18 protein-coding genes are annotated in these 13826 nt (G+C 73.2%); 11 read left to right on the top strand and 7 right to left on the bottom strand.

Annotated elements, in window-relative coordinates:
• Nucleotides 1-56: 56 nt before the first annotated feature.
• Nucleotides 57-1028, bottom strand: a complete 972-nt coding sequence (locus IO39_RS20640) for a helix-turn-helix transcriptional regulator (protein WP_043625585.1) — start codon at nt 1026-1028, stop codon at nt 57-59.
• A 44-nt stretch (nt 1029-1072) separates the two neighbouring features.
• On the opposite strand from IO39_RS20640, the gene IO39_RS20635 reads away from it, so the two are divergent.
• The 3 genes from IO39_RS20635 to IO39_RS59425 are packed head-to-tail and all read left to right on the top strand — an operon-like array spanning nt 1073 to nt 2532.
• Nucleotides 1073-1825 (top strand): DeoR/GlpR family DNA-binding transcription regulator, encoded by a 753-nt coding sequence (locus IO39_RS20635; RefSeq protein ID WP_043625582.1) that lies wholly within the window; start codon nt 1073-1075, stop codon nt 1823-1825.
• On the top strand, nt 1720-2256 hold the full coding sequence (locus IO39_RS59430) for an MFS transporter (protein ID WP_342671434.1): 537 nt from the start codon (nt 1720-1722) through the stop codon (nt 2254-2256). Before IO39_RS20635 ends, IO39_RS59430 begins: the two co-directional genes overlap by 106 nt.
• 18 nt (nt 2257-2274) lie before the next feature.
• Entirely contained in the window at nt 2275-2532 is a 258-nt protein-coding gene (locus IO39_RS59425) for a hypothetical protein (protein WP_342671427.1), read from the top strand.
• A gap of 32 nt (nt 2533-2564) precedes the next feature.
• On the opposite strand, the gene IO39_RS20625 is transcribed toward IO39_RS59425, so the two are convergent.
• From IO39_RS20625 to IO39_RS20615, 4 genes are all read right to left on the bottom strand, one after another.
• Nucleotides 2565-3326 (bottom strand): sulfite exporter TauE/SafE family protein, encoded by a 762-nt coding sequence (locus IO39_RS20625; RefSeq protein ID WP_043625578.1) that lies wholly within the window; start codon nt 3324-3326, stop codon nt 2565-2567.
• A gap of 295 nt (nt 3327-3621) precedes the next feature.
• Entirely contained in the window at nt 3622-3804 is a 183-nt protein-coding gene (locus tag IO39_RS52775; protein ID WP_084773172.1) for a hypothetical protein, read from the bottom strand.
• 25 nt (nt 3805-3829) lie between these two features.
• Nucleotides 3830-4447 (bottom strand): ATP-dependent Clp protease proteolytic subunit, encoded by a 618-nt coding sequence (locus tag IO39_RS20620; RefSeq protein WP_043625573.1) that lies wholly within the window; start codon nt 4445-4447, stop codon nt 3830-3832.
• Nucleotide 4448: 1 nt separating this feature from the next.
• On the bottom strand, nt 4449-5012 hold the full coding sequence (locus tag IO39_RS20615) for a ClpP family protease (protein ID WP_043625570.1): 564 nt from the start codon (nt 5010-5012) through the stop codon (nt 4449-4451).
• 142 nt (nt 5013-5154) lie between these two features.
• Here IO39_RS20615 and IO39_RS20610 point away from each other — a divergent pair, with 142 nt between their 5' ends.
• A complete protein-coding gene (locus IO39_RS20610; protein WP_043625567.1) occupies nt 5155-6375 on the top strand; it encodes a sensor histidine kinase in 1221 nt (406 codons plus the stop codon).
• Entirely contained in the window at nt 6372-7019 is a 648-nt protein-coding gene (locus tag IO39_RS20605; protein WP_043626082.1) for a response regulator transcription factor, read from the top strand. The genes IO39_RS20610 and IO39_RS20605 overlap by 4 nt, the downstream gene beginning before the upstream one ends.
• Nucleotides 7020-7145: 126 nt before the next feature.
• On the opposite strand, the gene IO39_RS20600 is transcribed toward IO39_RS20605, so the two are convergent.
• Nucleotides 7146-8009 carry a DUF2268 domain-containing putative Zn-dependent protease gene (locus IO39_RS20600; protein ID WP_043625563.1) on the bottom strand — a complete coding sequence of 288 codons (864 nt, stop codon included), beginning with the start codon at nt 8007-8009 and terminating at the stop codon, nt 7146-7148.
• A 69-nt stretch (nt 8010-8078) separates the two neighbouring features.
• Complete coding sequence (locus IO39_RS20595) at nt 8079-8861, bottom strand: hypothetical protein (RefSeq protein ID WP_043625560.1); 783 nt, start codon at nt 8859-8861, stop codon at nt 8079-8081.
• Between the two features lie 55 nt (nt 8862-8916).
• Here IO39_RS20595 and IO39_RS20590 point away from each other — a divergent pair, with 55 nt between their 5' ends.
• The 6 genes from IO39_RS20590 to IO39_RS20565 are packed head-to-tail and all read left to right on the top strand — an operon-like array spanning nt 8917 to nt 13813.
• Nucleotides 8917-9918, top strand: coding sequence for an AAA family ATPase (locus tag IO39_RS20590; protein ID WP_043625558.1), 1002 nt, complete (start codon nt 8917-8919; stop codon nt 9916-9918).
• Nucleotides 9915-10853: a DUF58 domain-containing protein gene (locus IO39_RS20585; RefSeq protein ID WP_084773168.1), complete on the top strand. Its 939-nt coding sequence runs from the start codon at nt 9915-9917 to the stop codon at nt 10851-10853. The genes IO39_RS20590 and IO39_RS20585 overlap by 4 nt, the downstream gene beginning before the upstream one ends.
• Before the next feature lie 37 nt (nt 10854-10890).
• Entirely contained in the window at nt 10891-11838 is a 948-nt protein-coding gene (locus IO39_RS20580) for a VWA domain-containing protein (RefSeq protein WP_043625556.1), read from the top strand.
• An 11-nt stretch (nt 11839-11849) separates the two neighbouring features.
• Nucleotides 11850-12440, top strand: a complete 591-nt coding sequence (locus tag IO39_RS20575) for a class I SAM-dependent methyltransferase (RefSeq protein WP_043625553.1) — start codon at nt 11850-11852, stop codon at nt 12438-12440.
• Nucleotides 12437-12976, top strand: a complete 540-nt coding sequence (locus tag IO39_RS20570) for a TrmH family RNA methyltransferase (RefSeq protein WP_043625550.1) — start codon at nt 12437-12439, stop codon at nt 12974-12976. Before IO39_RS20575 ends, IO39_RS20570 begins: the two co-directional genes overlap by 4 nt.
• Before the next feature lie 39 nt (nt 12977-13015).
• A complete protein-coding gene (locus tag IO39_RS20565) occupies nt 13016-13813 on the top strand; it encodes a glycerophosphodiester phosphodiesterase family protein (protein ID WP_169789092.1) in 798 nt (265 codons plus the stop codon).
• The last annotated feature ends 13 nt before the right edge of the window (nt 13814-13826 follow it).

The following is a 13826-nucleotide window of genomic DNA, read 5'->3' as shown; positions in this document are numbered from 1 at the left end:
CCAGATCACCCCGCATATCTCTCCTGGTTTTCACCCCGTGGGCGAGAGAGGGGATGTCAGCCGTACAGCTTGGCCAGCTCGGCGACCGCCTCGGCCATCATCGTGCGCAGCTCGGCCGGTTCGAGCACCTCGACGTCGGCGCCCATGCGCAGCAGCAGCCAGCGCGCGTGCGTGAGCGACTCCACCGGCAGCGTGAGCGTGAGCCAGCCCTCCGGATCGGGCTCGCCCGCGGCGGCCAGCGCGGCGCCGACGACGTCGGAGCCCATCGTGTACGCCAGCAGGTCGCCCCGCCCGGGCGCGAGCCTGATGACGACCTCGGCGGTGTACATCCGCTCGCGGAACTCCCGGGCGTACTGCCGCCAGAAGGCGCCCAGGTCGAACCCGTCGGGCGGGGAGAAGCTCCCGGGCAGGGTCTCCAGCGTCAGGATCCGCGCCACCCGGTACGTGCGCGGCGATCCGCCCGGCGGCGCCGCCACCAGGTACCAGGAGCCGCCCTTGAGCACCAGCCCATAGGGATGGATGACCCGGTCCACCTCCTGCTGCCCCCATCGCCGGTAGGTCATGTGCAGCGGCCGCCGGTCCCACACCGCCTCGGCCACCTCGCTCAGGTGCGGCACGTCGTCGCCCGAGCGGTACCAGCCCGGCACGTCGAGCAGGAAGCGCTCGCGCATGCGGGAGGCGTGCGAGCGCGGCTCGGGTGGCAGCGCGGCCAGCAGCTTCAGCTCCGCGGCGGCCGCCACCTCGGCCAGCCCCAGCTCGGCGGCGGGCCCCGGCAGCCCGGCCAGGAAGAGCCCGGACGCCTCCTCGGCCGTCAGCCCGTTGAGCCGGGTGCGGTAGCCGTCGAGGAGCTGGTATCCGCCCGCCGGCCCGCGGTCGGCGTAGACCGGCACCCCGGCCGCCGACAGGGCCTCGACGTCGCGGTAGACGGTGCGTACCGACACCTCCAGCTCGGCCGCCAGCTCGGGCGCTGTCATGCGGCCGCGCGTCTGCAGGAGCAGGAGCAGCGAGAGCAGGCGGCTGGCACGCATGTTCTTCATTGTATTGCGGACATATGTCGTGTTTGTATGAACACATGGAGCGTTTGCGGGCCATCATCGACACCTTGCGCAAACAGGACAGCGTGTCGGTCGCCGAGCTGGCCGCCGAGCACGGCGTCTCGGAGATGACGATCAGGCGCGACCTCGACGAGCTGGCCCAGCAGGGCGTGGTGCGCCGGGTCAGGGGCGGCGCGCTGTCGCTGCTGCTGCGCGGCGAGGAGCCGCCGTTCGGGGTGCGCGAACGGGAGGCGGTGGAGGCCAAGCGGCGCATCGGCGCGGAGGCCGCCGCCCTCATCGCCGACGGGGAGGCGGTGGTGCTCGACGGCGGCACGACCGCGCTGGAGGTGGCCCGCGCGCTGCTCGACCGGCGGGTGACCGTGCTGCCGCTGGCGCTGCAGGCGATGACGCTGCTGGCGGGCGCGCCGCGCGTCCGGCTGGTGCTGCCCGGCGGCGAGGTGCGCAAGGGCGAGCTGAACGTCATGGGCCCCCTCGCCGAGAACTCGATCAGGGCGCTGCGCTTCGACACGGCCGTGATCGGCTGCTGCGGCCTGTCCGCCGAGCACGGGCTGACCGCGCACGACCTGCCCGAGGTGGCGGTCAAGCAGGCGGCCATCGCCGCGGCGCGGCGGGTGGTCGTGGTGTGCGACTCGGGCAAGTTCTCCCATACGGCCTTCGGCGCGGTCTGCCCGATCACCCGCCTGGACGTGGTGGTGACCGACCCCGGCATCCCGCCGGAGGAGCGCGACGCCCTGGCGGCCGCCGAGGTGGCGGTCAGGGTGGCTGGGTGAGACGCGCACGGGTGGCCGTCCGCCTGCTGTTCTTCCTGTCCGGCGCGGCGATCGGCACCTGGACGGCGCGCATCCCCGCCATCAAGGAGCGCCTGGGACTCGGTGACGGCCTGCTCAGCCTCGCGCTGCTCGCGGTGGCGGCGGGGGCGGTCATCGGCATGGCGGCGGTGGGCAGGCTGGTCGACCGGTACGGCAGCGGCCGGGCCGTGGTCCCGGCGGCCCTGGCGCAGGGGGTGGCGCTGGTGCCGCCCGCGTACGCAAGGGCGGGAGTGGGAGCGGGGGCGGGGGTGGGGTGCAGGGTCCAGCGGGCCGCCCACGCCGCCAGCACCACGATCAGCGCGCCCACCGTCCAGAACGTGGCCGCCGCCGTCAGCTCGCGATGCGCGAACAGCTCGCCGGCCGCGGCCCCGGCGAACCCGCCCAGGCTGTAGACCGCGTGGAACGACGACATGATCGGCCGCCCGTACGCCCGTTCCACCTGCACGGCGCCGGCGTTCATGGCCACGTCGAGCACCCCGTGCACGGCGCCGAAGAGCAGCAGCGCCGCCGACAGCGTGACCAGGTCGGGCGTGCTGTCGGGGCCGGTGTTCATCGGGGCGATCGCCGAGCTGCCCGGCGCGCTGGCCATCCCGGCGCTGCTGGCCGCCTTCGTCGCCCTGACGGCGACGGCACTCCGCGTACGTTCCCCGGAACCCCTCCCCGGCTGAGCCTCCGGCCGCCGGGGGTGGGGGCGTCGTGGTCAGCCGAACTGCTGCCAGCCCAGCCTGATCACCATCGCCGCCACCACGACCAGCAGCACGATGCGGACGAAGGCCGCGCCGCGCTTGAGCGCCATCCGCGCCCCGAACTGGGCGCCGGCCACGTTGCACACCGCCATGCCCAGGCCCAGGGCCCAGTTCACGTGCCCCTGGAGACCGAACACCACCAGCGCGCCGACGTTCGTCCCGATGTTGATGAGCTTCGCCGAGGCCGAGGCGGAGACGAAGTCCAGCCCGAGGATGGTGGTGAAGGCGATGATGAGGAAGGTTCCCGTGCCCGGCCCCATGATGCCGTCGTAGAACGCGATCACGACGCCCGCCGTCGCCACGGCCGCGACCACCCGCCGCCGGGTGCGCAGGTGCGGCACGGGCATGGCGCCCATGTTCGGCCGCAGCGTCACGAACGCGGCCACGGCCAGCAGCACCACCATCACGGCCGGCCGCAACACCTCGGCCGAGATCGACGCGGCGGCCCACGCGCCCAGCCCGGCGCTCATCACGGCCAGCCCGGCGCCGGGCAGCGCCACCTGCTTGTCCAGCTTGGTGGAGCGCGCGTAGGCGACGGCGGCCGAGGTGGTGCCGAACACCGACGACAGCTTGTTGGTCGCCATCGCCTCGACCGTCGGGATGCCGGTCATGAGGATGGCCGGCAGTTGCAGCAGCCCGCCGCCGCCCACGACGGCGTCCACCCACCCGGCGCCGACCGCCGCGACGAGCAACACCAGGATGTGTTCCAGCGGCACAGCGCCACTCCCCCGATTCCCCCGATAACCGCCCAGAGTGTACAGGTCGGGATTTAGTCCCCTCCCGACCCCCCAACCCCATCAACCGTCACGGTGCCGGGGATGGCGGCGACGGCCAGGGGCGTCCCGGCAGCCGGGGACGGTCAGGAGGTCCGGGGAAGACGGGGACGGTCAGGGATGTCCGGGGAGGGTGGTGGGGGCGGTGGTCACGCGTTCTGCAGGACGTACTCGGCGACCTGGGCGTGGGTGGCGTACCAGACGCCTTCGTGCGCGTCGATGTGCTCGACCGGCTCGCTCAGCGCGGCCATGCGGGAGCGGTGGCCGATGACCTGCGCGTGCAGGAGTCGAAGGACAGGGCGACCGCGACCCGCGCGCCACCCGGCCAGGTCAAGGGGCGAAGGCTCCGGCCCGCGCGCACCCGCGCCACGTGACCTCGCCACGTCTGCTCGTCCCACTGCCAGGGCTGCTGTTCCGCCATGATGCGACGTCCTTTCATCCCGGGGTCAGCGGGCCGGGGTCAGGGTGCGTTTGCGGGAGGCGTAGATGTCGTCGATCAGGTGGTAGGTGCGCGCCTGCTCGGCCGTGAAGATGCGGTCGCGCTCGATGTCCTTCCTGATCTCCAGCACCCCCCGGCCGGTGTGCCGGGCCAGGATCTCCTCCTGCTGGTCGCGCATCCGCAGGATCTCCCTGGCGTGGATCTCCAGGTCGCTGCCCTGGCCGCGGCCGCCCTCGGCGTGCGGCTGGTGCAGCAGCACCCGCGCGTGCGGCAGCGCGGCGCGCTTGCCCTCGGCGCCGGCCGCGAGCAGCACCGCCGCCGCCGAGGCCGCCTCCCCGATGCAGACCGTGTGGATCTCCGGCCGCACGAACCGCATCGTGTCGTAGATGGCCGCCATCGCGGTGAACGAGCCGCCGGGCGAGTTGATGTAGAGGTGGATGTCCTGGTCGGGGTCGATCGACTCCAGCGTCAGCAGCTGCGCCATCACGTCGTTGGCCAGCGTGTCGTCGATCGGCGCCGCCAGGAAGACCACGCGGTCCTCGAACAGCTTGTTGTACGGGTTCATCTCCTTGATCCCGTAGGAGGTGCGCTCGGTGAACGAGGGCAGCACGTAACGGCCGCTCATGTCAGTTCATCCCCTCTGCGATGTGGTCGACGATGCCGTAGTCGAGCGCCTCCTGGGCCGTGAACCAGCGGTCACGGTCGGAGTCGGCCTGGATGCGCTCCAGCGGCTGCCCCGTGTGGTGGGCGATGATCTCGGCCAGCCGCCGCTTGGTGTAGATCATGTTCTCGGCCTGGATCTGGATGTCGGTGGCCGAGCCGCCGATGCCGCCCAGCGGCTGGTGCATCACGACGCGCGCGTTGGGCAGCGCGTAACGCTTGCCCTTCGTCCCGGCCGTCAGCAGCACCTGGCCCATCGAGGCGGCGAGCCCCATCGCCACCGTCTGCACGTCGCACGGAATGAACTGCATCATGTCGTAGAGCGCCATCCCGGCCTGCACGGAGCCGCCCGGGGAATTGATGTAAAGCGTTATGTCGCGCTTGGGGTCTTCGGCCGCGAGCAAAAGCAGCTCACCGCAGAGCCGGTTGCAAATCTCGTCGTCGACCTCCTGGCCGAGGACCACGATGCGCTCCTTGAGCAGCCGCCGGCCGAGCTGGTCGGGCCAGGCCGCGCGCTGTGTCTCCGTCATGGCGGCGCCTTTCTACGCGGGTATTGCCGCGAAAAACGCTAGTCCCGGGGGGCGGCGATCAGGGAATCTTTTCGCTGGGGGCACATTTCTCGTAAAGCGCATTACTCCGATAGCGAATTTTCATCGACATACAATCGCGGATGTGAGAAGGAACCTCCCCCGCCGGTGGGCGTGCCTCGTCCTGGGCGGGGCGCTGCTGATGCCGTACATGATGGTCGGGGTGCTCGTGTCGGGCCTGCTGCACGGCGAGTCGGCCAACCTGCTGCTGCCCGCCCAGGTCGGCGTGTTCGCGGCGGTGCTGCCCGTGGTGGCCGTGACCGGGCTGTTCCTGCCCGTGCGCGGGCTGGCGGTGAGCGCGGCGCAGGGGCTGCTCGGCGCGCGGGTGGAGACCCCGCCGCGGCAGGCGGGCCGGTCCTGGCAGGAGAGGCGGCGCACCGCCGCGTGGTTCACGCTGCACCTGGCCGTCGGCGGCGTCGTCAGCGGCTGCACGCTGGCGATCGTGCCGTTCACGCTGTTCACGCTGGCGCTGCCGGTGACCGGGCAGACCACGCCGGTGCTCGGCTTCGTCGTCACGCCCGGCTGGAACGCCGTGGCGTGGGCGGCATGCGGGCTGGTGCTGCTGGCGGCGCTGGTCGTCCTGGCGGCCGGGGCGGGCGCGCTGCTGGCCCGGCTGGCCCCCGTCCTGCTCGGCCCCACCCCCGCCGAGCGGCTGGCCGCCGCCGAGGAGCACGCCCGTACGCTGGCCGAGCGCAACCGCCTGGCCCGCGAGCTGCACGACTCGGTCGGCCACGCGCTCAGCGTCGTCACCCTTCAGGCCGCCGCCGCGGGCCGGGTGCTCGACCGCGACCCCGGCACGGCCAGGACCGCGCTGGCCGCCATCGAGCAGTCGGCCCGCTCCGCCCTCGACGACCTCGACCACGTCCTGGGCGTCCTGCGCGACGGCGAGGGCGGCGGCACGCGTCCCCAGGCGACGCTGGCCGATCTCGGGGAGCTGGTCGCCGCCTCGGGCGCGCAGGTGCGGCAGGAGGTGGGCGACCTGTCCGGGGTGCCCGCCGTGGTCTCCCGGGAGGCGTACCGCATCCTGCAGGAGGCCCTCACCAACGCCATCAGGCACGGCCGCGGCCCCATCCGCCTGGCCGCCGCCGTCGAGGGGGACGACCTGCGCCTGGAGGTCACCAGCGCCGGCCCGCCGGGCGGGCGCGCGGACGCCAGGGGCGGGGCGCGCGGGCGTAGTCACGGCGGCGGCCGGGGCGTGGCCGGGATGCGGGAGCGGGCCCGGCTGCTCCGCGGCGACCTGGAGGCCGGCCCCGCCGGGACCGGATGGCGGGTCGCGGCGCGCCTGCCGCTACGGTCGGGGTCATGACGCTGCGAGTCGTGATCGCCGACGACGAGGACCTCATCCGTACCGGCCTGCGCATCATCCTCGACGCCGAGCCGGACCTGACCGTCGTCGGCGAGGCCGCCGACGGCGCCGCGGTCGTGCCCGTGGTGCGCAGGGAGCGGCCCGACGTCGTGCTCATGGACGTACGCATGCCCGCGCTCGACGGCATCCGCGCCACCGAGCTGCTGCTCACCCTGGACGACCCGCCCAAGGTGCTGGTGGTGACCACGTTCGAGAACGACGACCACGTCTACGACGCGCTGCGCGCCGGGGCCAGCGGCTTCCTGCTCAAGCGGGCCAGGCCGGACGACCTGGTCAGGGCCGTCCGGCTGGTCGCGGCGGGCGAGTCGCTGCTGTTCCCCGCCGCGATCCGGACGCTGGCCGGCCGCCGGCCGCGCGGCGACGCCGCCCCCGTGCCCGGCATCGACCGGCTGACCGGGCGCGAGGGCGACGTGCTGCGGCTGATGACCCGGGGTCTGTCCAACCAGGAGATCGCCGCCGAGCTGGTCGTCAGCCAGGAGACGGTCAAGACGCACGTGGGCAACGTGCTGGCCAAGCTGGGAGCGCGTGACCGCACCCAGGCGGTGATCGCCGCGTACGAGTCGGGCTTCGTCTCCCCCCGGTAGCGCGGGCGTCCCCGTGGCGCGAACGCTCACGCGGCGGACGCCCGGGGCCGGGGCACCGGCCTCGGACCTCCGTCCGCCGGGCCTCGGAACGCCGGGCCTCGGGACGCCGGGCCCCGGGGTCGCGGGTCACGGGCGCAGGCCCGCCCGGGACAGGAGCTCGGCGGCCGGCAGCAGGGTGGCCTCCGTGGCGGTCAGCCCGGTGGCGGCCAGGGCCCGGTCCACCAGGTTCAGCCCCACCGCGTATCCCGCCATGTCCGGGATGCCGCGCGGCTCCTGCCCGAAGTTGCGCATCGCCCCGTCCCCCAGCACGTACGCCGAGGTGTGCCGCATCCCGGCCAGGTCGAAATCGGCCATGATCAGCTCGTGGGCCCGCTCGTACGCCTCCCCGGTCACCATCGACGACCACGGCCCCATCGCCGCCGGCCCCGACAGCTCCCGGACGAACGCCTCGGCCAGCCCCTCGGCGACCACGTGCTCGCCCACCGTCACGGTGACCGGGTTCCACTCGACGTTGGAGAAGCGCACGTGGTGGTGGAACTCGTGCACCGCCAGGTGCGCGATCCGCCCGATCACCTCCTCCGACGGCCAGGCCAGCAGGTACAGCCAGCCCGAGCCGCCGCCCATGCCGTAGTAGCCGCCGACCGTGCTCATCAGGTGCTCGTCGTCGGGGTTGCCCAGCACGAACATGACCTCCAGCCGGTCGGGCTGCCGGGCGCCGCTCAGCCGCTCGGAGGCGCGGGCCAGCTCGCGCCGCACCTGGCCGAGCACGTCCTGCTCGATCATGCGGCGGACGGCGGGCAGGTAGCGCGGGTCGTCGGCGTCGACGCGGAAGCCGCCGCCCCGGTGGTGGATGTCGGCGAGGTCGCCGGGCATCGGGATCGCCGCCCTCATCGGCGCCAGCATCTCCCGCAGCGCCTCGGCGCGCCGCTCGAGCGGCCGCTCCAGCAGGCCGGCCATGGCCGTCAGTGTGTCGTGAACGATGAATTCCATGCCGCGGACGCTAAAGCCTCACGTTACGTGAGGCTCAACCCGAATTACCCCGCCTCTCGCGCCCGACGCTCAGAGCTGCGGGCCGTCGCCCGGGTCCTCGCCCGGCGAGCGGCCCGGCGTGCTCTGCCCGCTGTCCGACGGCGACGGGGACTGCGAGGGCGAGGGCTGCGGGACCGGCGTCTCGGGCGTCGGCGGCGGCGTCGGCACGAACACCGTCGGCGGCAACTGCCGCGGCTGCGGCTCGCTGTCCTGCCGCCCGAACAGCAGCAGCAACAGGATCGCCGTCACCAGGACCAGCAGCAGCACCAGCGCCAGCGCCGCCAGCAGCACCCGCTTGCGCGTCTCGGTCGGCGGCAGCCGCCGCCGCGCGGGCCCCGGCAACGCCGGCGCCCGGTCCGTCAGCCAGTACGGCACGAAGTCCGGCCCGTGCGCCTCCCCGATGAACGTCCCGCCCACCATGACCGGGTCCAGGAAGCGCTCCGCCCCCGGCCGCCCCGGCGCGTACGGCACCGCCACCCACGGCGCCCGTCCCGCTTCGAAGGCCAGCACCTCGGGCGCGCCCTCCAGCAGCGCGCCCCGCGGCCTGCCGGGAAGCCCCAGCCAGCCGCGCACCCCGGCCCGCATCCCGGTCTCCCGCCCGCCGGCCTCCCGCACCGCCGAGACGAACCGGTCACGCGCCGCCGCGTCGTAGGCGGCGCCGCGCGTGAGCACCGCCAGCGACACGGCACGGCCGTCCGGCGCCTGGCCGAGGTAGACGAACCCGGCCGGCGCGGTGTGCAGGCGGGCCTGCACCAGGTAGGGCCCCAGCCGGGGCGGATCGCCGTACTGCAAGGGACTTGCCACGTTTGCCATGAAAGCACAGACGTGGCGTCGTGCACGTTTGCGGCGCGTTTGGTGGAATGGCGTCATGAGCGTCGCCGAAGAGTTGCCGGGCGGAAACGACGCGGCACTGCTGCGTCAGAGTCTCGACGAGGTCCGGCGTGTCATCGTCGGGCAGGACCACATGGTCGAAAGACTCCTGGTGGCCCTGCTCGCACGCGGGCACTGCCTGCTCGAAGGCGTCCCGGGCGTCGCCAAGACCCTCGCCGCCGCCACCCTGGCCACCGTCGTGGGCGGCACGTTCGCCCGCATCCAGTTCACCCCCGACCTCGTGCCGAGCGACATCGTCGGCACCCGCGTCTACCACCCCTCCAACGAGAAGTTCGACGTCGAGCTCGGCCCCGTGTTCGTCAACTTCCTGCTGGCCGACGAGATCAACCGCGCCCCCGCCAAGGTCCAGTCCGCGCTGCTGGAGGTCATGGCCGAACGCCAGGTCACCCTCGCCGGCGTCACCCACCCGCTGCCCAGGCCGTTCATCGTGCTGGCCACCCAGAACCCCATCGAGTCCGAGGGCGTCTACCCGCTGCCCGAGGTGCAGCGCGACCGCTTCCTGTTCCGCGTCCGCGTCCCCCACCCCAGCGCCCAGGAGGAGCTGGAGATCCTGCACCGCATGAGCGTCACCCCGCCCGTCCCCGAGCGGGTCCTCGACCCGGACAGACTGCTCGCCCTCCAGCAGCAGGCCGAGCAGGTCTCGGTGCACCAGCTCGTCGCCGACTACGTCGTACGCCTCGTCATGGCCACCCGCGCCCCCGCCGAGTACGGCCTGGCCGACCTCACCGACACCATCGAGATCGGCGTCAGCCCCCGCGCCACCCTCGGCCTGGTCGCGGCCGGCCGCGCCCTGGCCCTGCTGCGCGGCCGCGACTACCTGCTGCCCGACGACGTGCGCGACGTCGCCGTCGACGTCATGGGCCACCGCCTCATGCTCACCTTCGACGCCCTGGCCGACGGCGTCGACCCCGAGAACGTCGTCAAGCAGATCCTGCACGCCGTGCCCCCGCCCCTCGTCGTCTGGAACCAGAACCGTTGAGCCCCACCACCGCCGAACAGGCCCTGCGCCGGCTGGAGCTGACCGTCACCCGGCGGCTCGACGGCCTCCTGCACGGCGCCCACCGCGGCCTGCTGCCCGGCACCGGCAGCGAGGCCGGCGACAGCCGCCTCTACGTCCCCGGCGAGGACGACGTGCGCCGCATGGACTGGAACGTCACCGCCCGCACCACCGTCCCGCACGTCCGCGACCTCATCGCCGACCGCGAGCTGGAGACCTGGGCCCTGGCCGACCTGTCGCCCAGCATGGACTTCGGCACCGCCGACACCGACAAACGCGACCTCGTCGTGGCCGCCGTCGGGGCCATCGGCTTCCTGTCCAGCCGCATGGGCGACCGCTTCGGCGCCCTGGTCATCCACGACGAGTTCGTGCACCGCATGCCCGCCCGCACCGGCCGCCCCGCCCTGTACGGGCTGCTGCACTCCCTCATGGACGCCCCGCGCGGCAGCGTCGTGGACGACCCGCCCGACCTGGCCGAAGGCATCGAGATCCTCGCGGCCACCCGCAGGCGCCGCGGCGTCCGGCTCGTCGTCTCCGACTTCCTCGACGCCCGGCCCGACCTCGACCCCGACGCCGAACGCCCCTGGGAGCGCCCCATCAGGCGCCTGGCCGCCCGCCACCAGGTCCTGGCCGTCGAGATCATCGACCCCCGCGAGCTCGAACTGCCCGACGTGGGCCGCGTCGCGTTCGCCGACCCCGAGACCGGGAACGTACGCGAAGTGCACCTTTCGCCGAAAATCCGGCGCGCCTACGCGGAGGCGGCCGCCCTGCAGCGCGAGGGCACCCGCCAGGCCCTGCGCCGCGCCGGCATCGCCCACCTCGTCCTGCGCACCGACCGCGACTGGGTCTTCGACGTGGCACAGTTCGTGCTGCGCCAGCGCCGCATGAGCCACCTCGCCCACCGGAGGCCCACATGACCGAGCACGGCCCGGCGACCCCTCCCGGGGAGGATTCGTGACCTTTCTCGCCCCGGGCTGGCTGTGGCTGTTCGTGCTGGTGCTGCTCCTCGTGGCCGGCTACGTCGCGGCCATGTTCGCCCGCCGCCGCTACACGGTGCGCTTCACCAACCTCGCCCTGCTCGACCTCGTCGCCCCCGCCGGCCCCGGCTGGCGCCGCCACGTGGCCCCCGCCCTGTTCCTCGTCATGATGTCGTTCCTGGTCATCGGCGCCGCCAAGCCCGCCGACCAGGTGCGCGTCCCCCGCGACCGCGCCACCATCATGATCGCCCTGGACGTCTCGCTGTCCATGGACGCCGACGACGTCCAGCCCAACCGCATCACCGCCGCCAAGGCCGCCGCCCAGGCCTTCGCCACGGAGCTGCCCGACCGCTTCAACGTCGGCGTCGTCTCCTTCGCCCGTTCGGCCAACGTCGTGGTCTCCCCCACCACCGACCACCAGGCCGTCGTCACCGCCATCGGCAACCTCACCACCCGCCCCGGCACCGCGATCGGCGAGGCCGTCTTCAACGCCCTGGAATCGGTGCGCTCCTTCGACCAGCAGGCCGCCACCGACCCGCCGCCCGCCGCCATCGTCCTGCTCTCCGACGGCGACAACACCTCCGGCCGCTCCGTCAACGAGGCCATCGAGGCCGCCCAGCAGGCCCGCATACCGGTCTCCACCATCGCCTACGGCACCCAGGAAGGCACCGTCGACATCGACGGCCGGCCCGTGAACGTCCCGGTCAACAAGCAGACCCTGCAGTCCCTGTCCGACGGCACCAGCGGCCGCGCCTACAGCGCCGAGTCCGGCAGCGAGCTGCGCGAGGTCTACGAGCAGATCGGCACCTCACTCGGCTACAAGCTGGTCAACCAGGAGATCACCCAGTGGTTCATCGTGGCCGCCATCCTGGCCGGCCTGCTGGTGGCGGGCGCCGCGGTCCTGTTCGGTTCCCGGATCCCGTAACGTTTGGCGACGTGGCGCACTACTTCTCCGAGCGGCCGACGGCCGCCGGCCGGCCCGGCTCGGTCGATCTGGTCCTGCCCGACCTGCACCTGCGGCTGGAGACCGACAGCGGGGTGTTCTCGCCCGAGCGGGTCGACGTCGGCACGCGCGTGCTGCTGGAGAGCGTGCCGCCGCCGCCCCAGGAGGGCGACCTGCTCGACCTGGGCTGCGGGTACGGCCCGATCGCGCTGACCATGGCCTCCCGGGCGCCGGAGGCGACGGTGTGGGCCGTGGACGTGAACCGGCGCAGCCTGGAGCTGACCGAGCGGAACGCCCAGGCCGCCGGCCTTTACAAAGTAAGATCCGTACATGTCGATGAAGTGCCAGATGAAGTGAAATTTCGGGCCATCTGGTCGAATCCTGCGATCCGGATTGGGAAGCAGGCCCTGCACGAGATGCTCACCAGGTGGCTCACCCGGCTGACGCCCGACGGCGTGGCCTACCTGGTCGTCCAGAAACACCTCGGCTCCGACTCCCTGCAGCGCTGGCTCGGCGAGCAGGGCTGGCAGGCCTCCCGCGAGGCCAGCCGGGCCGCCTACCGCATCCTTAAGGTGACCCCATGAGAAGGCAACTGCGCCCCACCGACGTCAAACGGCTCAACCGCACCTGGCGCAGGAACACCGGCAACCGCCTCGGCCTGATCATCGAGTCGGTCACGGGGCCGTTCAACATCGGCTCGATCTTCCGCAGCGCCGCCGCGTTCGGGGTGGACCAGATCTGGCTGGCGGGCAACGCCACCCCGCCCACCAACCCCAAGGCGGGCAAGACCGCGCTGGGCACCGAGCGGCTGGTCACCTGGCACGAGGCGGTGCCGGCCACCGAGGCGGTCAAGGCGGCCAGGGAGGACGGCTACGCGGTGCTGGCCATCGAGCTGACCGCGGAGGCGGTGCCGCTGCACCGCGCCGGCCTCGACCGCGACGTGTGCCTGGTGGTCGGCAGCGAGGACCACGGCTGCTCCCCCGCGCTGCTCGACGCCGTGGACGGCGCCTGTTACATCCCGCAGGTCGGCCGGGTGGGCTCGTTCAACGTGGCGGTGGCCGCGGCCATCGCGCTGTCGGAGGCGCGCCGCCAGGAGTGGCAGAATCTCCCCGATTCGTAACCGAAGCGTTCACCTGGGAAGGGCATACTTCAGGACGTGCTGAGCCGTCGTTTCGCCTTCCTCGACCATCCGGGCCCGCTGGCCTTCGCACACCGCGGAGGAGCCGCGGAGGGCGCGGAGAACTCCGCCGCCGCGTTCGAGCGGGCGGTCGCGCTCGGCTACACCTATCTGGAGACCGACGCGCACGCCACCGCCGACGGCGTGCTGGTGGCCTTCCACGACCACACGCTCGACCGCGTGACCGACCGGCGGGGCCGCATCTCCGAACTGCCCTACGCGGAGGTCAGGCGGGCCCGCATCGGCGGGGTCCACGAGATCCCGCTGCTGGAGGACCTGCTCGGCACCTGGCCGGAGACGCGCTTCAACATCGACGTCAAGGAGTCGGCGGCCATCGCCCCGCTGGCCGAGGCGATCAGGCGGACCAACGCCTACGACCGCGTCTGCCTGACCTCCTTCTCCGACGAGCGCCTGATGCTGGCCAGGGCGGCGCTGGGCCGGGAGGTGTGCTCGGCGCTCGGCCCGCGCGGCGTGGCCGCGCTGCGGGCCGCCGCGGCGACCTCCGGTTACGGCCGGCTGCTGGCGCGCCTGTCGCGCGCCGGGGTGCCGTGCGCGCAGGTGCCGGTGGGCTTCCGCGGGCTGCGGGTGACCACACGGCACCTGGTCCGTACGGCGCACGCGATCGGCATGCAGGTGCACGTGTGGACGATCAACGATCCCGTGCGCATGGAGCAGCTGCTCGACCTGGGCGTGGACGGCATCATGACCGACAACGTCACCGGGCTGCGCGATGTGCTGCGCCGCCGCGGCCTGTGGCATCCGGACCGCCTGGCGGCGTGACGGCGTACGTTCC

This window comes from Nonomuraea candida (genome assembly GCF_000725485.1).
GTDB lineage: Bacteria > Actinomycetota > Actinomycetes > Streptosporangiales > Streptosporangiaceae > Nonomuraea > Nonomuraea candida.
The sequence above is the reverse complement of the archived record's forward strand: the minus strand, read 5'-3'. Positions and strand labels throughout refer to the sequence as shown.